An 18,404-nucleotide genomic window follows, 5' to 3' on the forward strand; every position below is an offset into this window, starting at 1 on the left:
GCACGCGGACCCTGACAGCAGGGACCCGTGAAATGAGTCAGCATCTTACGGGCCATGTCAGGGAGGTTGCTCAGCCAGTATTCTGAAGGCCCGCTGCAACGCCTTTCAGGGTAATCAAGAGGAGGTTGCGGGGGTCCTGGATCTCATCCTCGGAGAGATTGCCGGAGCGGAGCTTCTTCAGGGCGCGCAGCTGGATGAGGCTGAGTGCATCCACATAAGGATTGCGCAGCTGAACGGCGCGGCCGAGCACCCGGTGGTCAGCCAGCAGGCGGTCTTGGCCGGTGATGGCCAGCACCCATTTCTCGGTGAGGTCGAGCTCCTCGAGCACTGCGGCGGCCAGCTCCGGCTTGTCTCCCAGACCCAGGTAGCGCCGGGCGATCCGCCGGTCAGTCTTGGCCAGCGACATCTCAATGTTGTCGATCATCGCGGCGAACAGCGGCCACTCGGCGTAGGCCCGCTTCAGCAGGTCGAGATCCCCGACTGCCTCCAGCGCAGTGCCCAGCCCGTACCAGCCGGTGAGGTTGGTCCTGGCCTGCCCCCAGGCGAAGTTCCAGGGGATGGCGCGCAGATCCTCCAGGGATTCCACCGAGAGTCCACGCTTAGCCGGCCGGGAACCGATGGCCAGCAGTCCGATCTCATCCTGGGGCGTCACCTGGGCGAACCAGGGGGCGAAGCCCTCCGCTTTGATCAGGCTGTGGAACCGTGCCCGGGAGGCATCGTCGAGCTTGTGAGCTAGGCCGGCGAACTTCTCTGCGGCTGCGGCGTTCCGCTTCTCCGTAGAAGGGGCAGAGGCCATCAGTGTAGCTGCGGCCACCTGCTCAATATGCCGCAGGGCGATCTCAGGGTTGCCGTAGCGGGCGTCAATCACCTCGCCCTGCTCGGTGACCTTGAACCGCAGGTCCACCGAGTGCGGCGGCTGAGCCAAGATGGCACGGTTGGCCGGTCCGCCGCCGCGGCCCAGTGCCCCGCCGCGGCCGTGGAACTGGGTGAGCTGGATATTGTTCTCCACGGCCCAGGCGGCAATCTTCTCCTGGGCTTGATAGAGCGCCAGGGTGGCGGCCACCGGCCCGACGTCCTTGGATGAGTCGGAGTAGCCGAGCATCACCTCCATGCGGCGGCCGGTCTCCTCCAGCCGTTTCTGCAGGTGCGTGTTCTGCAGAGCCTCTTCGAGGATCCGCGGAGCGTTCTGCAGGTCATCGTAGGTCTCGAACAGCGGGATAACGTCCAACACCGGGGCATCTACCGCTCCGTCGAGGGCCTTCTCGGCCAGTACATAGACATCCGCCAGGTTCTGCGCGGACTGGGTGAAGGAGACGATGTAGCGCCGGGCCGCGTTGACCCCGTAACGAGCCTGCAGGGCGGCGATGGTACGGAAGGTCTCCAGCACCTCCTCACCGGGTACTGTCATCTTCTCCGCAGAGCCTGGATCCTCCAGCCATTGCAGGGTGCGGGTGTGGACAGCGGAGTGCTGACGCACCTCTAGCTCAGCCAGGTGAAAGCCAAAGGTCTCCACCTGCCAGATCAGTTCCTGCAGGTCCCCGTAGGCGACCCGGAGGGCACCGGCCGCCACCAGAGAGTCCTGCACAGTGCGCAGATCCGCCACCAGCTCCTCCGGAACCCGGTAAGCCAGGTCTGCATCGCGGGCCCGGGTGGCAGAGACCCGTCCTGCGATGGCCAACAGCACCTGCCGGTGCGGCTCCCGCGGAGAGTGCCGTGCGGCACGCTCGGTGAGTTCCTCTGAGAGCTGCTTCTGCCGATTCCATAGGGCCGTCAGGGCGCCGTCGGGTGTTGTGTAGCGGTCGTCCAGGGTCAGTGAGAGCCCCACGGTGCGGGTACGTTCTTCCAGGTTGCCCAGAACCCTGTCCGCGGCCTGTGCCACAGCCTGTCGGGTGACCGAGGCAGTGACATTCGGATTGCCGTCGCGGTCACCAGCAATCCACGAACCCAGGCGGATGAAGGCCGGTGCTTTGGGGGCTGTCCGGCCGGCAGCTTCCCCCTGCAGCCAGTCGTCCATCCGGCGGTAGGCCTCAGTGAATACTGTGGAGAAGGAGGACTCGAAGACCCCCAGGGCGGTACGGACTTCATCCAGCGGTGAGGGATTGGAGACTCTCAGCTGGGCGGTGCGCCACATATTGTCGATCTCTTCGGTCAGCTCCCTGGTGTTGCGGGCCTGAGCCGCCGGACCCATCCGCGGGTCGTCACGCTGGTCCAGCAAGTATCCGATCCGCCGCACACTGGCGGTGATGGCGTTGCGCCGAGCCTCGGTCGGATGGGCGGTGAGCACCGGGTGGAAGCGCAGCTCTTTGAGCCGACGCTGCGCCTCGCGCTGGCCGATTTCCTCAGCCAGGTGGGTGAAGGCTGCGGCCACCGAGTCGGAGGGCTTCTGCTGCTGAAGAGGCAGCTCCCCGTCACGGGTACGCAGAGTGCGGACCCGGTGCTGCTCCTCGGCCAGGTTGGCCAGCAGGAAGTAGCAGGTGAACGCCCGCGCCATCTCCTTGGCCCGCTCCGGGCTGAGTCCCTCCACGAACTCCTCAGCCTGAGCCAGGGTCTCCTCGGACTCATCCCCCACCGCGGCGATGGTCAGGGCGCGCAGTCTCTCCACATCCTCGTAGAGCCCCGCTGAGCCGTACTCCTTCAGCACAGTGCCGAGCAGTTCGCCGAGCAGGCCCACATCCCGGCGCATGGCATCGGGAACCTCGTGCTCAGCGGCACGGCGGGAATGGTCGTGGGCAGTGCTGGGCTCAGACATGGTGGGGACTCCTCCCGTGGTGACGGTAGCGGTAAGACCCCATTGTCCCGCTCTGACGTGCAGTTGCCCTCACGTTATCAGCGAACCGAGCACCGGAACCGTCCCTAGCACGTTTAAAGTGGTGCCCTATGAGTGAACTGGCAGGACGTAAGCGGGTGGCCGCCGATGCCCGGGCCTGCGGAGTGAGCATCGAGTTTGTGGACCGAGGGCCCGCCGAGTCGCTTCAGGAGGCCGCGGCGAACTTAGGGCTGGAGCCTCGGGAGATCGTCAAGACCCTGGTGGCCAAGGCCAAGGTGACCCAGACTGCCACCGAGCACAGCTATCTGATCGTGCTGATACCTGGGGACAAGCAGGTGGACTGGGCCAAGCTGCGCAGGCTGGCGGGGATGAAGAAGCTCTCCATGGCTTCCCCTGAGGAAGGGTGCGACGCCACCGGTTACCGTCCCGGGACCATCAACCCCTTCGGTGCCCAAGCCGCCGACGGCACCCGGTGGCCGGTCTACGCCGATGAGTCCATCACCGGCCGGGTCTGCTTGGGCGCCGGAGAGCCGGACCGCAACCTGTTCGTTGAGGCGGCCGAGCTGTTCGAGGCATTCGAGGTCACCACCGGCGACATCGCCAAATAAGTGCCTACGCAAACAGGGCGCTGCTCACCGGCTGGCCCTTGACCAGGGTGGCATACCACTCCAGGCAGGCGCCGTCGGTCAGTGAGGCGATCTGATCGATGAGGGCACGATGGCGGCCGGCGTCATCGTCCGCTGCCCGGAAGTCCGCCTGGAAGGGCGGCTCCAGGAACCGGTCCCCGGTCTCTGCCAGCAGTCCGTGCAGGGCTCGCAGCACCTCGGTCTGGCGGGCGTAGACCGGCAACTGCTCACGGGAGGCCATGATGTAGTGGGCGGCGATGCCCTTCATCACGCAGATCTCATCCAGGGTCTCCTCCGGGATCACCAGATCTGCCTCGTGGCGCACCAGCGGCTTATCCCCGTGGGTCTCCCTGGTGGCAGACCAGAAGGCGTGGCAGAACCGACCGATCAGCTCAGAGGTCATGTTTTTCAGTGCGGCCAGGGCTCGGCGCGAGCCATCGGACTCCAGCACCCAGTTCTCGGCCGCCTCCAGGCGGGCGATGGCGGCGGCGACCCGGTCCTCGGGGGTCCCGGGCAGGTACCACTCCTGGGTGGTCTGGATGACCCTGGCCCGCTGGACCGGATCGGTGAGGAACTTCAGCTGGAAGCGGCCGTTGACAATGCCGTCCTCCACATCATGCACGGAGTAGGCGATGTCATCGGCGGCGTCCATCACCTGGGCTTCCATGGACTTCCGTGTCCCCTCCACGCCCCGGCGCATCCAGAAGAACACCTCGAGGTCATCCTCATAGGCGCCGAACTTCTGGCTGCGGGTTCCGTCGGGCTTCAGCGGGGCCTGGTGGGCACGCCAGGGGTATTTGACTGCGGCGTCCAGACTGGCACGGGTGAGGTTGAGTCCGGCGGAGCGGCCGTCGGGGTGGAAGCGCTTGGTCTCCAACCGGGCCAGGATCCGCAGGGTCTGGGCGTTGCCCTCGAAGCCGCCGATGTCTTCGGCCAGGTCGTTGAGCACCTTCTCCCCGTGGTGGCCGAACGGCGGGTGTCCCAGGTCGTGGGAGAGGCAGGCGGCATCGACCACATCGGGGTCGCAGCCGAGCATCCGGCCCAGTTCCCGCCCGACCTGGGCGACCTCCAGGGAGTGGGTGAGCCGGGTGCGGGAGAAGTCGTCATTGGAGGGCGCGACCACCTGGGTCTTGGCGCCCAGCCGGCGCAGCGCAGAGGAGTGCAGCAGTCGGGCACGGTCACGTTCGAAGGATGAGCGGTAGACGGATTTGCCGTGCTCGGGCACCCAGCGGTCCTCATCGGCCTCGGTGTATCCCGGGGCCAGGGCTGCATACTGCCCCTCGAGACGCTCGACGTTCCGCACATTCATGACTCCAGCCTATCTAAGCCGCTCAGCCTGCCAGGTGGGACCAGGCTGGGGCCAGTTGTCGCCAGGGACCGCTGGCGGCAACGCGTCCGGACTCCAGGACCACCACGCGGTCCGCCCTGGCCAGCGCACTGCGCTTGGACGTGGACCCGATCACCGTGATCCCCTTCTCACGCAGTGCTTGCCACAGTTCAAGCTCGGTGGCCGCATCCAGGGCGCTGGAGACGTCGTCGGCCAACAGCACCTCGGAGTCGGTGGCCAGCGCCCGGGCAGTGGCCAGCCGCTGCACCTGTCCGCCGGAGAGCCGCACGCCCCGGTGGCCGACCGCTGCGTGCAGACCACCTGCGGCAGTGATGTCCTGCTCCAGCCGGGCGATCCGGACCGGCTCATCAGTCTGCCGGTCCCGATCCAGCCGGATGTTCTCGTCGAAGGTGCCGGAGAGCACCCGCGGCACCTGAGCGATATAGGCGAAGCGCTGCGGGCGCAGGAACGTCTCAGCATCAACCGGGGCATCGTTGAAGAGGATCTGCCCGGTGTGCGGGACCAGTCCGGCCAGGCTGGCCAGCAGACTGGACTTGCCGGAACCGATACCGCCGAGCAGCAGCACCAGTTCGCCCTTGGCCACCTGGAGATCAACCTCCTGCACACCGAGGGTCCCGTCAGTGTGCACAGCAGTCAGACCCTTCAGCCGAAGGCTCTGCAGTGCTTCCTGCGGCTCCGGCTCAGGGGCAGGTGCCTGACCTGCCACCTCATCAACGCCAGTGATGGGCCGGTAGAGGCTCTGCCCACCGGCCAGCCGCTGGGTGGCCAGCTGCCAGGCGCGAACCCCCGGCGCTTTGGTGACCACCGAGCCGGCGCACAGCCCGTACCAGGTGAAGCCGAGAACGCTGCCGGAGGTAAGGATAGTGGTGGCCAGATCCCAGGTGCCGGTGAAGAACATCGCCCAGGAGAAGGTCACCCCGCTGGCGATGACGATTCCCGGCACGCCGTCCAGGACCGCCTGCACCCGGTGCTCGCTGATCTGGGCGGTCACCCGCCGGGCATCCACCTGGTTGAGGTGGCCGCGCACGTCATCTGTCGCAGCGGCCAGCTTCACTGTGCGGGCGGCATCCATCGCGGAGACCAGCACCCGGCCGTAGGTCGCCCGCGCATCGGCTGCTCGTGTGGCGCTGCGGCCTGCCACAGGGCGTCCGCCCCAGCAGGCCAGTGCCGAACCGATCAGCACGCTGGCCAACACCGCACCGACCAGCCAACTGCCCGAGAGCAGCACCGAGAGCAGCACAATGATGACCGCCGAACCGATATCGCCCCATCGGTCGGCGTAGTCCTGGATGCGGTCACCGTCCATCGCCCGGGCCACCACCTCCCCGGGCGGGGTGGCTTCCAGCCGGGGTTCGTCCAGCTGACCAGCCAACACCCGGCTGCGGTGCCGGGTCAGGCAGAGCGTCCACCAGCGCGGGTACAGGTTGACCGCGAAGCCGAAGATCATCGGCATCGCCAGCACCGCAATGGCTGCGATCAGGATGACCAGCGGCCAGACGCCGTCCTGCCCGGTGGCCAGCGCATCCACAGTCAGGCCCCAGAGCCAGTTGGTGATCAGTCCCTGCGGGGATAGCGCGGCCATCAGGAAGAACAGGAACAGTCCGAATGCGCCCCAGCCGGGTTTGGTGCCGAAGGCGCTGAGTACGGCCCGGGTCAGGCTCGGCCCCTTGGGCGGCTCGGCCTGGACAGGCGGCTCGGTGCGGCGTCGTACCCCGCCGATCGATACGGTGCCCTTGACCACAGTGTCCGTGGCGGCGGTGTCGGTGCTCACCAGCTCAGCTGCTGCCGGTGTTTCGGCCGGCTCCTCATCCACGAACCCGTGGTGCTCCTTGGAAGCCTCGATCAGCTCCCGGAACGGACCAGGCTGCCCGGCCAGTGCAGTATAGCTGCCCTGCTGGATGACCCGTCCGCTCTCCAGCACAGCAACGTGCTCAGCACGCTCGATAGTGCTCAGCCGGTGCGCAATCAGCACACCGGTGCGTCCGGTCAGCAGCCGCCGGGAGGCGCGTACCACCCTCGACTCGGTCTGCGGATCCATCCGGGCAGTGGCCTCGTCAAGCACGACGACGCCGACCTCACGGACCAGCAGCCGGGCGAAGGCCACCAGCTGCTGCTCACCAGCGGAGAGCATCACCCCGCCCGGGCCGAGCAGGGTGTCCATACCATCGGGCAGCCGGGCCACCCATTCGGCCAGCCCCAGCTCCTCGACGGCAGCCTGAATCCGATCCCGCGGGATCGGTGCGAACAGAGCGATATTTTCGGCCAGGGTGCCGGCCAGCAGTTCGGTGCGCTGGGTGACCACACCGACGGTGGCGCGCAGCTGGTGCAGGTCCATTTCGGTGACGTCGATGCCGCCGAGAAACACTGTGCCGGGCGGCGGCTCCACGGCCCGCGAGATGAACGAGGCAAGGGTAGACTTTCCGGAGCCGGTACGGCCGACCAGAGCCAGGGTCTCGCCCTCGGGGACGCTGATCGAAACCTCCTGCAGGGCGAAAGAGCCCTCGCTGTAGGAGAAGTTGAGATCGGTAATCTCCAGGGCACTGCTCTGGGCAGGGTGGTGGCCTTCCTCGGGCTCGGCGCTGGCCGCCATCAGCTGTCTGACCCGGGTGATCGCACCGAGCCCCTCCTGCAGCTGGGGCAGCTGATTGATCAGCTCGCCGACCCGTCCGATCAGCAGTGTGGTGGCCAGCACCAGGGTGATCAGCTGCGGCAGGGCCAGCTGTTCGGCGGTGACCAGCGCCACCCCGGCCACCAGCAGCCCAGCGAACAGCGCCTGGAGCATTGTTTGGGACCGGAAGATCAGCTCGGACTCTTTGGTGACCATCCTCCCGAAGCTGCGATGGATGCCGGCGGCCAGCTCGGTCACCCGGCGCAGTCCGAAGGCCTGACCTCCTGAGGTGCGCAGGTCGTCACGGGCGGCGACCACTTCCTCGAAGGCTGCGGCGTGGTCGGTCCAGGACTGTTCATTGACTACTTTGCGGGCCGCTATCACGGCGAACAGCGGGCGCACGAACAAGAGGTTGGCCGCCACCAGTGCAGGCATGATCAGCCAGGCCGGCCACCACATCAGCCCGGCGATGATCCACAGCGGCAGCGCGCCAAGCACGGTGCCCATCATGGCCCAGAACTGTTGGCGCATCAGGTTGTTGATCGCATTAGTGTCGTCGTCGACCCGGTCCAGGATCTCCCCAACAGCCTGTTCGCTGAGCACGCTCAGCGGCTGTGCGAAGGCGGCGTCCAGCAGGTCTCGGCGCAGCGTGCCGGCGGCCCGGTCGACAACGCCGGCCCAGCTGACCTGGGCAGCCACCTGGATGATCGCAGCGCCGATGATCAGGGAGCCGAGCAGCACCACGCCGCCGAGCGTCGGCGCTTCGGCCAGCTGCCCTGAGACCACTGTGGCCAGGGATTGGGCGAGCATCGCCAGAGCGAGCGCAGCAACGGCAAGGCCGCTGACAGGCTCGGCAAGCCGCCGCCACGTGATACTGCGCGAGGCCGAAGGTGAGGAGTGGACCGGAGTGGGCACCCGATCAATCCTAACCCCCTGAAGTATCCACCTCAGCGGCTTGGATCATCTGGCGCTGGCCCTCATTGAGCTCCTGGGAGGCCAGCCAATCCTCGGGGAGGTGGACCTTCTTGGGTGAGCCGGCACGGCCGCGGGGCCCCTCGGCGTCGGCCCCGGGGTAGCCGATGCTTCTGTCGAGCCGGCCGAGCAGGTCCTCCAACTGGGCCAGTGACTCCACGGTGACCAGCTGGGTGCGCAGTGCCGCACCCACTGGGTAGCCCTTGAAGTACCAGGCCACATGCTTGCGGATATCCTGCATGGCTTTGGGCTCGTCGCCGTCGAAGTAGGGGATGAGCATCTGAGCGTGCCGCAGCAGGGTCGAACACACCATGCTCACCCCCGGGCGGTGACGGTCTTCCCGACCCTCGAACGCAGACTGGAGATCACCGAACAGCCACGGCCGGCCCTGGCACCCACGGCCGACGACGACGCCGTCCACCCCGGTCTGCTCCACCATCGCCACGGCGTCCTCAGCACTCCAGATGTCTCCGTTGCCCAGCACCGGCAGATCGGGCAGGGAGTCACGCAGCCGTCTGATCGCGTCCCAATCCGCCTGCCCGGAGTAGTGCTGACGGGCGGTGCGGCCGTGCAGGGCTACAGCCACCACACCGGAATCCCGGGCCACTTTGCCGGCCTCGAGGTAGGTCAGGTGATCCTCGTCGATTCCTTTGCGCATCTTGACCGTCACCGGGATGCCGCCGCGGGCAGCCTCGCGCACAGCAGTGGCCACAATGGACTCGAAGAGCCGGATCTTCCAGGGCAGGGCGGAGCCACCGCCCTTGCGGGTGACCTTGGGCACCGGGCAGCCGAAGTTCAGATCGATATGGTCGGCCCGGTCCTCCTCCACCAGTATCCGCACCGCATGGCCGGTGGTGACCGGGTCCACGGAGTACAGCTGCACCGATCGCGGCACCTCATCGGGCTCGTGCTTGATGATCCGCAGGGACTCCGGGCGGCGCTCCACCAGGGCGCGGGCGGTGACCATCTCGTTGACGTAGAGTCCGCCGCCGTACTCCCGGCACAGACGGCGGAAGGCGGTGTTGGTGATCCCGGCCATCGGGGCGAGCACCACCGGGGTGTCTACAGTGATGGGCCCCAGTTTCAGCGCCGGGAGCAGTGCTGTGCCGGGGGCGTCGTCGTGCTCCCCAGCTGCGGCTGCCGGTCGTTCCAGAGTCTCAGTCACAGTTCTATTGTCCAGTTGGCGTCAAGAAGACACCGCGTTTTCTCATCTACACCGGGTTATAAGTGGGTGTAGGCGTGAAAGCGTGGTGTGTTTGTGAGGGTCAGGCGGCGTCGCGGGCGTAGATGAGCGCTTCGAAGTCGATCTCAGCCTCGTCCTGCTCAGCCAGGGCGTCGGTGATGCGCTTCAGCGGCACCATGGCGTCATCGACTTCCACAGAGACCGGGTACCGGGCGGCGACCAGTCCGAGCAGCTGACGAACGACCTGCTCGGCTGACTCCTCGCTGAGCGAAGGAACCCAGCCGATGAGCACATCGGCCGGCGCATCGGTGCGCTCGGGTGTGTAGCTGACCGCGAAGGCCAGGATCGGATTCTCGCTCTCCTGGGCGGTGGAGCGGAGCACGACGGCGCCCGCGGCACCTGATTCTGGGGAGAGCAGCATCTGCTGGGCTCGCCCGATGGTCATCTCCGCACGGTCCCAGGTGTGCACCGCGTTGTAGAAGTCAACCACCAGCTGGGTGAGCTCCACTGACCCGGTGGCGATCTCCTCCAGGTCCACAGGGAGGTTCTCCACATCAGGCACTGGGAGGCTGCCCGGCTGGATGAGCACCTCGCGGGAGTGCTGGATCTTGCGGAAGCCGTTGTCCTTCAGGAAGCACTGGGCGGCTGAGCCCTTGGCGCAGCGGGCCTTGAGGCTCTGCACCGCACAGTTGGGAATCTCCGCCTCCAGAATGTCCAGCAGCTGAGCGGCCACCCCTTTACGGCGGTGCTCCGGGGCCACCTCCACGTAGAAGGAAAGCCGGTCTGGGTGCAGGGAGGAGCGGAAGATCATGGCAGCGGCCACCGGAACATTGGCGTCCTCGGCCACGATGCAGCGAGACCATGGATCGTTGGAGGAAGGCCCCAGCAGGCCACGGTCCCGGTGATGCATCGGGTTCTCCGGATCACCCCAGACTTCCAGGAGTCTGAGATCATCCCCCTCGGCCCAGGGCCGGACGGTCAGGCCGGAGTCGAGTATTAGTGTTGGTTGGCCCGCAGGCGCTGTCGGCAACATCGCAGGCTAGCGTAAACCCAACAGCTGATCAGCGCAAAGCTATCCGAGCCGGGTCGCCAAATAGCTCTGCACCTGGTCGAGGCTCAACCGCTCCTGTGTCATCTGATTCCGGTCGCGGATTTGCGTTCGGCGATCCCCCACCACGGCAGATCCGCCGCGGGCACCTGACCGCCTCTCTTAGCGCAACCGTTCAGCAAGGTAGCTATCGATCTGGTCAAGAGCGACACGCTCTTGACGCATCTGATCACGGTCCCTGACGGTTGCGGCCTGGTCCTCCAGGGTGTCGAAGTCAAAGGTGATGCAGAAGGGGGTGCCTATCTCGTCCTGCCGGCGGTAGCGGCGACCAATGGCCCCGGCGTCGTCGTAATCGATGTTCCAGTGCTTACGCAGCTCGTCAGCCAGCCTGCTGGCGGGCTCGGCCAGCTCAGCCTTCTTCGACAGCGGCAGCACTGCGGCCTTCACCGGAGCCAGCTTGGGGTGCAGCTTCAGCACGGTGCGCACATCCGTACCGCCCTTGGTGTTGGGCGCCTCGTCCTCGGCGTAGGCGTCCACCAGGAAGGCCATCATCGAGCGGGTCAGCCCGAAGGCGGGTTCGATGACGTAGGGCACGTACCGGGATTCGCTGGCCTGGTCGAAGTAGCTGAGGTCCTTGCCGGAATGCTCGATATGGGTTTTCAGGTCGAAGTCGGTGCGGTTGGCGATGCCCATCAGCTCGCCCCATTCCCCTCCGGGAAAGCCGAAGCGGTACTCCAAGTCGATCGTGCGTGCCGAGTAGTGGGCCCGCTCTCCGTCCGGGACGTCGAACCGGCGAATATTGCCGGGGTCGATACCGAGGTTGTAGAACCAGTTCTCGCAATCGGCGACCCACTGGTCGAACCAACCCGAAGCATCGGCGGGCGGCACGAAGAATTCGATCTCCATCTGTTCGAACTCGCGAGTCCGGAAGATGAAGTTGCCCGGGGTGATCTCATTCCGGAAGGACTTGCCGATCTGCCCGATGCCGAAAGGCGGCTTGCGCCGTGCGGTGGTGACCACATTGGCAAAGTTGGTGAAGATGCCCTGGGCGGTCTCCGGACGCAGGTAGTGCAGTCCGGACTCGTCCTCCACCACGCCCAGGTAGGTCTTGACCAGCCCAGAGAACTCCCGGGGCTCGGTGTACTTGCCCTTGGTGCCGCAGTCCGGGCAGGGCACCTCGGCCAGGCCGCCCTCGGGCGCCCGGCCCTTCTTTGCCTCAAACCCCTCGATGAGATGGTCCTCACGGTGCCGCTTATGGCACTGCAGGCACTCCACCAGAGGATCGGTGAAGGTGTCCACATGCCCGGAAGCCTTCCACACCGCCGAGGGCAGAATGATCGAGGAGTCCAACCCGACCATGTCCCCGCGACCACGCACGAAGGTCTGCCACCATTCAGCCTTGATGTTCTCCTTCAGCTCAGTGCCCAACGGGCCATAGTCCCAGGCCGAGCGGGAGCCGCCATAGATCTCACCGGCCTGAAAGACGAAGCCGCGGCGCTTGGCCAGGTTGATGACTTTGTCGACGGTGGTCTCGGTGGCCATGGGCTCAGATGCTCCTCGTGGGTGATTCAGCAGTGCTTGCAGGTGCTTATCAGCCGCGCACTGCGGCGCGACGCAGGCCAGCTTACCGCCCTAGCGGCCCTTACCACGCATGAGATCGGGCAAAGAGGCGACGACGACGGCCACCAGCGTCATCGCGGTACCCATCACAGTGGCAGCGGTCACCACTGAGCCTGGGGCGGGAACGATCAGGTCCAGCAGCAGTGAGCCCAGCAACTGGCCGGCGATCATACCCATCGCGGCGATGAGCACACCGACCTTGGTGACCAGCAGTGCGCCCAGGGCGATGAACACGATACCCAGGGGACCGCCGGTGTAGTACCACCAGGTGGTGGGCAACTGTCCGGGGACTCCGCCGGCAGCCAGCAGTTTGACCAGCCAGATGAGCAGCAGCAGAGCTGATCCGGCCGCGAAGTTGAACAGGGTGGCTGGGATCGGGCTCTTATAGGCGGCTGATTGGCGTCCGTTGAGCGCCTGCTGGCCGGCCTGCAGAAAACCACCGGTGAAGGGCAGGATTACCAGTGACAGCCAGACGAGACTCCCGTTGCCGCTCAGCTGCGGGGAGACCGCCCAGAGCACTGCAAGCACGGTGAGGGCTGCCCCGAGCATGCGCATGGGGCTGATCCGCTTTCGGCCCGCCGGGCCCAGGCCGATGCGATCCCAGAGCAGTCCGCCGACGGTCTGGCCGGTGACCACGGCCACGGTGAACACTGCCACCCCGATGAATCCGATAGTCAGAGTCTGGGTCAGCACGAAATAGCCTCCGGCGCAGCCAGCCAGCAGGTACCAGCCCCTGACCGTGCCGGAGCGGAACGCGGGCCTGACCCGTGAGATGGCGCGGCGCCCCGCCGGTACCGTGAAGCTGATCAGACACATCACCAGAAGTCCCATGAAGAAGCTGATGAATGCCGCCAGGTAGGGGTCCTGGGTCTGTTCGGAGAGCTCGGCGTTGATCCGGCCCTGGGCCGGGATCGCGCTGCCGGAGATCAGCATGACCAGCAGCAGACCCAACCAGGCGGCGGCTGAGCGCCCAGGCTGGTCCGGGGCGGAGGCTGAGGGGGTCATGCCGATAAGAGTAGACCCGTACCCCTGGCCGCACTCGCATGAGATTCCACAATGCAGACTAATAAGTCCACAATGTGTGCACTTCGGCCAGGTTCTCCACTCAAGGCTCAGGGAAGGAATGATGGAGGGATGAATCAAGCAATCGAGGTGCCGATTCGGGACGAGTCCATTCGGCTGGGGCAACTGCTGAAGCTGGCCGGGGTGGTGGAGAACGGCGCGGTGGCACGCGAGGTGATCGCAGGCGGCGTCGTTCTGGTGGACGGTGCGGTGGAGACCCGCCGTGGGGCACAGCTGCATCCAGGGCAGAAAATTGAATTCAACGGCCAGGAAATAGGACTTCCATCAGTCACTCTCATCCTGACAAATAACTCCTGACCCTTTATCGCTCCAGGTCAGAGCAACAGGAAAACAATCAGGAATTTCTGTGGTTCATAGCGTATCTTGCCCTGTGTGCGCATCTGTCTGATTGCTTCCAGCCAATTCCCAATCGCCGAGCCGTTTGCCGGCGGACTGGAGGCCCATACTCATGCGATGGCTCGTGCGCTGACCCGCCGGGGCCATGAGATCACCCTCTTCGCCGCAGCGGGAAGCGATCCGCAGCTCGGCGCCCGGGCAATTCTTCCGCAGGCCTTCTCCTCCTCCGAGGCGGCGCGGCGGGACCTCTCGGCGGCACCGGATCAGTGGATGAGCCAGCACCATGCCTATCTGGGACTCATGCTGAAGCTGGCCCGGGAACGCCGGTTCACGGTGATCCACAACAACTGTCTGCACCATCTGCCGCTGGCCATGTCGGAGCTGCTGCCGGCCCCACTGGTCACCACACTGCACACACCGCCCACCCCTTGGCTGGAGTCAGCAGCCCGTTATGCCGCCTCCAGCTCCAGCTTTGCCGCCGTCAGCCGGGCCACTGCCGAAGCTTGGCGGCACAGTGTGCGGGCCCGGGTGATTCCCAATGGGGTGGATATCTCCCAGTGGCCGGCCGGTCCTGGTGGGAAGAGTGCAGTCTGGAGCGGACGGATCGCCCCCGAGAAGGCGCCGCATCTGGCCATCGACGCCGCCCATGCGGCTGGAATGTCCATCGCCCTGGCCGGACCAGTGATGGACGCCAGCTACTTTGAGCAGCAGCTGCTCCCCCGACTGGGCTCTGATGCGATCTACCACGGTCATCTTCGGCACCGAGAACTTACGGAACTGGTGGGCGCCGCAGCAGTTGCGGTGGTGAGCCCGCAGTGGGAGGAGCCATACGGCCTGGTGGCCGCAGAAGCCATGGCCTGCGGGACCCCTGTGGCGGCCTTCCGCCGCGGCGGGCTGGCGGAGATCGTCACCCCAGCCTCCGGGGCACTGGCTGCCGAGGATTCGGTCCCAGCCCTGACAGAGGCGATTCTGCAGGCACGGGGTCTCAGCCGTGCTGAGGTGCGCAGCTATGCCGCAGCGGAGCTCTCTTTGGACCGGATGGTCAGCGACTACGAACAGCTTTATGAGGCCATCGCATGATCGGCTGCTATATCCACCACCAGGGCCTGGGCCATCTGCACCGCTCCCTAGCCTGGGCCCAGCAGCTGGGCGAGCCGGTCACCGGTCTCTCATCTCTGGAGCGCCCCAAGCAGTGGCCGGGCCCCTGGGTGCCATTGGAGCCTGACTGGGATCCTCCCCCTGAAGCTCCGGTTGACCCCACGGTCGGCGGGGCACTGCACTGGGTTCCAGCCGGGCACCCGGGGCTGCGAGCGCGGATGCACCGCATCTCCGAGTGGATCGCCCAGGCAGAGCCTGAGCTGCTGGTGGTGGATGTCTCGGTGGAGGTGGCACTGCTGGCCCGGCTGCACGGGGTGGCGGTGATCACCGTTGCCCTGCCCGGCGACCGGCGGGATGATGCGCACCGGCTGTGCTACACGGTCTCTTCCGCCGTGGTGGGGTTCTGGCCGGCGACGGCGGAGGACATCCTGCAGCGCAGTGACGAGGGCCCGCAGCTGCATGCGATAGGGGCGCTCTCCCGGTACGACGCCGCTGCCCAGCCAGTGCCGGAAGCCCACCACACAGCCCCTGCCCGGCCCATGATCACTGTTCTCATCGGCGCCGGCGGCGGCGGGATCTCGACTCAGGAGCTGGCCGCCGTAGAGACCGCGATCCCAGGCACTGAACTGTGCGTGCTCGGCGGTGAGACCGGCATCTGGGATCCCAATCCCTGGACAGCACTGGCGCAGGCAGACCTGGTGATCGTTACTGCGGGGCAGAACTCGGTGGCGGAGGTAGCAGCCAGCAGGACCCCGGCAGTGGTGCTCGCCCAGGACCGGCCCTATGCCGAGCAGCAGCATATGCACCAGGGCTTGCACCGGGGCCCCTGGCCTGTGGTGACCGCGCCCAGGGAGATCGCCAGTCCAGGTGCCTGGCGCAGCACGCTGCAGGCAGCGTTTGAACTGGACGGCCAAGACTGGGCCGGCTGGAATGACGGTCAGGCGGCTGCCCGATTCTGTGAGCTGCTTCAGGAGCTGCGCCGATGAGCCAGATCTATGTCATCACCACCGTGCGCGGCCGGCACCGCCACCTGCGCCGGCAGCGCTGCGGACTGGCATTGAGCCATACAGCCCCGGCAGCCCACATCGTGGTCACTATGGGGGATGACGACGCCGCCCGGCTCGCCGCAGAGCTGCCCGGCCCGCCGGTGCATCGCCTCCCGGTTCCGATGAACGGCCGCTCGACCCTGCCGCTGGCCGCTGCCAGGAACCGGGGAGTGGAGGCCAGCGCAGCCCTGCATCGCGCTGAACCAGATGATCTGCTGATCTTCCTGGATGTGGACTGCATCCCTTCTCCCGAACTGGTGGACTATTACGCCCGTGCTGCCGCGCAGCGGCCCGATGATCTGCTGTGCGGGCCGGTGGCATATCTTCCGGAGAACGACCCGGGCTGGGTGCAGGCCCAACGGCTGCGGGAGCTGGCGGAGCCGCATCCGGCACGTCCTGCACCAGCCCCGTATGTGCTGCAACAGGGGCAGGAGTATGAGCTGTTCTGGTCATTGTCCTTCGCGTTGCGCCGAGGGCTCTGGGAGCAGATCGGCGGTTTCGACGAGTCCTTCACCGGCTATGGCGCCGAGGACACCGACTTCGCCCAGCGTGCCAGATTGCGCGGGGTCGGGCTGTGCTGGGTGGGCGGGGCCGAGGCCTTCCACCAGCATCACCCGGTCTCTGATCCGCCGGTGGAGCACCTGGAGGACATCCTGGTCAATGGTCGCCGGTTCGCCGACAGCTGGGGCTGGTGGCCGATGCAGGGCTGGCTGGAGGCGTTCGAGGAGCTGGGACTGGTGCACCGCACCACCGATGGCTTCCAGAGCACTCTCCGTGTGGCCTCGGTGCCGCAGTCTCATGTTTACATCCGCCATCTGGGGCCTCCCGAGCCGGGTGAAAGCTGTGTGCTGCGGCTGCCGGATCCTCCTGCGCGGCGGGCGGACACCCCGCAAGGGGCTCCCTGGTGGCCGCCGATGATGCTGGACCCGGAATGGGTGCGCAGCACCGAGTTCGACGTGTTCCACCTGCACTTCGGCTTTGATGCTGAGCCTCCGCAGCGGCTGGCCGAGATCTGCGATGCCCTCCAGGACAGGGGCGCTCCACTGGTCTATACGGTGCATGATCTTCAGAACCCGCACCACACCGACACCGCCCTGCACACTGGGCAGCTGGATGTGCTGATGTCGCGAGCAACCCGGGTCATCACGCTCAGCCACCGGGCCGCAGAGATCATTGCAGGGCGTTGGGGTGTGCAGGCCCAGGTGATTCCGCATCCGCATGTGGTGGATCTGCCGCTGATCGAGGGCTACCAGCAGACTCCGCTCCGCCGCCAGGGTGAATTCCGGCTCGGGGTCCACCTGAAATCGCTGCGGCAGAACATGGCAGCCATCCCGGTGCTCAATGTGGCTTCCGCGGCAGTGGCGCAGATCCCTGGCGGGGTGCTGCAGGTCAATGTGCACCATGATGTTTATGACCAGCACGGCGCCCGTCATGACTCGGAGCTGCGCGCCTGGCTGCAGAAGCATCCCCAGGTGGACCTGCAGGTGCATGACTACTTCAACGATGCTGAGCTCTATGACTATCTGAGCAGTCTGCACGCCTCACTGCTGCCCTACCGGTTCGGCACTCACTCCGGGTGGCTGGAGGCCTGCCATGACCTGGGCACCCGGGTGATCGCCGCCGATGTTGGCTGCTATGCCAGCCAGGGCGCGGATCACCTCTACCAGTGGGCAGAGAACGCCCGATTGAGCCGAGTGGCGCCCCGCGGTGGCGCGGGGGCTCCCGAGGCGATTGAGGAGCGTGAGCGAAGCGACGACGACGCCCACAGTCAGCTGGTGGCGGGTTCCCTGGAACAGGCGGTGCAGGCTGCCGCGCAGGCGGGTGAGTCCACTGCTCCCGACGGGATAAGCCGGGCCGAGTGGCGAGCCCAGCAGCGGCACCAGATCGCCGCCGCACATGAACGGATTTACCGGGAAGCCCTCAAGGATTCAGCACCTCGTAGCGCAGGAACTCGTTGATGTGGGCGATCTCCTGGGGGACCACACCGTGGCCGGCGCCGGGGTAGAGCACCTTGGTGAGCTTCACGGTGCCGTGGGCCCATGGGTGGGTATAGTCGACCATCTCCTGAGGAATGATCGGATCCTCCTGGTCCCGTCCCCAGAAGAAGGGTGTCTGCTGGGCGGCCAGCGCGGCGTCGTCGAAGTAGTCCGGCAGTCCTTCGCCGCGCTCGGGGTCCACGGCGAAGCCGGAGAGACCGACCATGGCAGCGAATGCCTCCGGCCGGCTGCGCAGTAGGCTGGTGCCCATGGCCATCCCCATCGAAAACCCGATCAGAGTCACCGAGCTGTGCTGACCGCGGACGGCATCGATCCAGCCCCAGACGTCCTCCACGGCGTTGCGGGCCGCCGAGGATGAATAGGCCAGCCGCTGCACATCCAGGTCGAACCAGGTGTAGCCGCCAAAGCCCAGGGGGACCGGGGCACGGACCGAGGCGAAGGTGAATTCCTGCGGCAGACCCGGCACCATGCCCAGCAGATCGCGCTCATTGGCCCCGTAGCCGTGCAGCAGCACCGCCAGCGGGGTCCCCGGGCGGTCAGTTTCGGGCCGCGTCCATTCCACTGTGTACTCAAGCGTCATGGATCAATCCTACGGACCGCGGCGGGTGCCCTTCCACCCCGACACCTGCTCTTCAGCTCGCCGATTCGCCTTCGGCGGGATCAGCTCACCCA

Annotated in this window: 13 protein-coding genes; 5 read left to right on the plus strand and 8 right to left on the minus strand. The window is 66.4% G+C overall.

The genetic code is table 11. The features are described 5' to 3' along the window. Nucleotides 1–70: 70 nt before the first annotated feature. Nucleotides 71–2,749 carry a phosphoenolpyruvate carboxylase gene (locus F0311_RS11950; RefSeq protein WP_150462163.1) on the minus strand — a complete coding sequence of 893 codons (2,679 nt, stop codon included), beginning with the start codon at nucleotides 2,747–2,749 and terminating at the stop codon, nucleotides 71–73. Between the two features lie 128 nt (nucleotides 2,750–2,877). On the opposite strand from F0311_RS11950, the gene F0311_RS11955 reads away from it, so the two are divergent. Further along, nucleotides 2,878–3,375: an aminoacyl-tRNA deacylase gene (locus F0311_RS11955; RefSeq protein ID WP_150462164.1), complete on the plus strand. Its 498-nt coding sequence runs from the start codon at nucleotides 2,878–2,880 to the stop codon at nucleotides 3,373–3,375. A 4-nt stretch (nucleotides 3,376–3,379) separates the two neighbouring features. Here the strand turns inward: F0311_RS11955 and F0311_RS11960 are convergent, their stop codons facing one another. The 6 genes from F0311_RS11960 to F0311_RS11985 form a co-directional block, all read right to left on the minus strand. Next, nucleotides 3,380–4,702, minus strand: coding sequence for a deoxyguanosinetriphosphate triphosphohydrolase (locus tag F0311_RS11960; protein ID WP_150462165.1), 1,323 nt, complete (start codon nucleotides 4,700–4,702; stop codon nucleotides 3,380–3,382). 22 nt (nucleotides 4,703–4,724) lie between these two features. Then, nucleotides 4,725–8,264, minus strand: a complete 3,540-nt coding sequence (locus F0311_RS11965; RefSeq protein WP_223881299.1) for an ATP-binding cassette domain-containing protein — start codon at nucleotides 8,262–8,264, stop codon at nucleotides 4,725–4,727. 10 nt (nucleotides 8,265–8,274) lie between these two features. Then, nucleotides 8,275–9,474: a tRNA dihydrouridine synthase DusB gene (gene dusB / locus F0311_RS11970; protein ID WP_396897443.1), complete on the minus strand. Its 1,200-nt coding sequence runs from the start codon at nucleotides 9,472–9,474 to the stop codon at nucleotides 8,275–8,277. 112 nt (nucleotides 9,475–9,586) lie between these two features. Next, nucleotides 9,587–10,534, minus strand: coding sequence for a GNAT family N-acetyltransferase (locus F0311_RS11975; RefSeq protein WP_191089905.1), 948 nt, complete (start codon nucleotides 10,532–10,534; stop codon nucleotides 9,587–9,589). A 180-nt stretch (nucleotides 10,535–10,714) separates the two neighbouring features. Beyond that, the gene (locus tag F0311_RS11980; RefSeq protein ID WP_150462169.1) at nucleotides 10,715–12,094 is read right to left on the minus strand and encodes a glycine--tRNA ligase; all 1,380 of its coding nucleotides are present in this window, start codon (nucleotides 12,092–12,094) and stop codon (nucleotides 10,715–10,717) included. Between the two features lie 90 nt (nucleotides 12,095–12,184). Continuing rightward, complete coding sequence (locus F0311_RS11985; protein WP_150462170.1) at nucleotides 12,185–13,177, minus strand: DMT family transporter; 993 nt, start codon at nucleotides 13,175–13,177, stop codon at nucleotides 12,185–12,187. Between the two features lie 129 nt (nucleotides 13,178–13,306). Between F0311_RS11985 and F0311_RS11990 the strand changes: the two genes are divergently transcribed. The 4 genes from F0311_RS11990 (at nucleotide 13,307) to F0311_RS18545 (ending at nucleotide 17,693) form a co-directional block, all read left to right on the plus strand. Continuing rightward, a complete protein-coding gene (locus F0311_RS11990; protein ID WP_150462171.1) occupies nucleotides 13,307–13,552 on the plus strand; it encodes an RNA-binding S4 domain-containing protein in 246 nt (81 codons plus the stop codon). 75 nt (nucleotides 13,553–13,627) lie between these two features. Then, entirely contained in the window at nucleotides 13,628–14,671 is a 1,044-nt protein-coding gene (locus F0311_RS11995) for a glycosyltransferase (protein ID WP_223881300.1), read from the plus strand. Beyond that, the gene (locus F0311_RS12000) at nucleotides 14,668–15,675 is read left to right on the plus strand and encodes a glycosyltransferase family 28 protein (protein WP_150462173.1); all 1,008 of its coding nucleotides are present in this window, start codon (nucleotides 14,668–14,670) and stop codon (nucleotides 15,673–15,675) included. Before F0311_RS11995 ends, F0311_RS12000 begins: the two co-directional genes overlap by 4 nt. After that, on the plus strand, nucleotides 15,672–17,693 hold the full coding sequence (locus F0311_RS18545) for a glycosyltransferase (RefSeq protein WP_223881301.1): 2,022 nt from the start codon (nucleotides 15,672–15,674) through the stop codon (nucleotides 17,691–17,693). The genes F0311_RS12000 and F0311_RS18545 overlap by 4 nt, the downstream gene beginning before the upstream one ends. On the opposite strand, the gene F0311_RS12010 is transcribed toward F0311_RS18545, so the two are convergent. Further along, entirely contained in the window at nucleotides 17,656–18,312 is a 657-nt protein-coding gene (locus tag F0311_RS12010) for an alpha/beta hydrolase (RefSeq protein ID WP_150462174.1), read from the minus strand. The genes F0311_RS18545 and F0311_RS12010 overlap by 38 nt on opposite strands. Between the last annotated feature and the right edge of the window lie 92 nt (nucleotides 18,313–18,404).

This window comes from Nesterenkonia ebinurensis (genome assembly GCF_008711175.1).
Taxonomy (GTDB): domain Bacteria; phylum Actinomycetota; class Actinomycetes; order Actinomycetales; family Micrococcaceae; genus Nesterenkonia; species Nesterenkonia ebinurensis.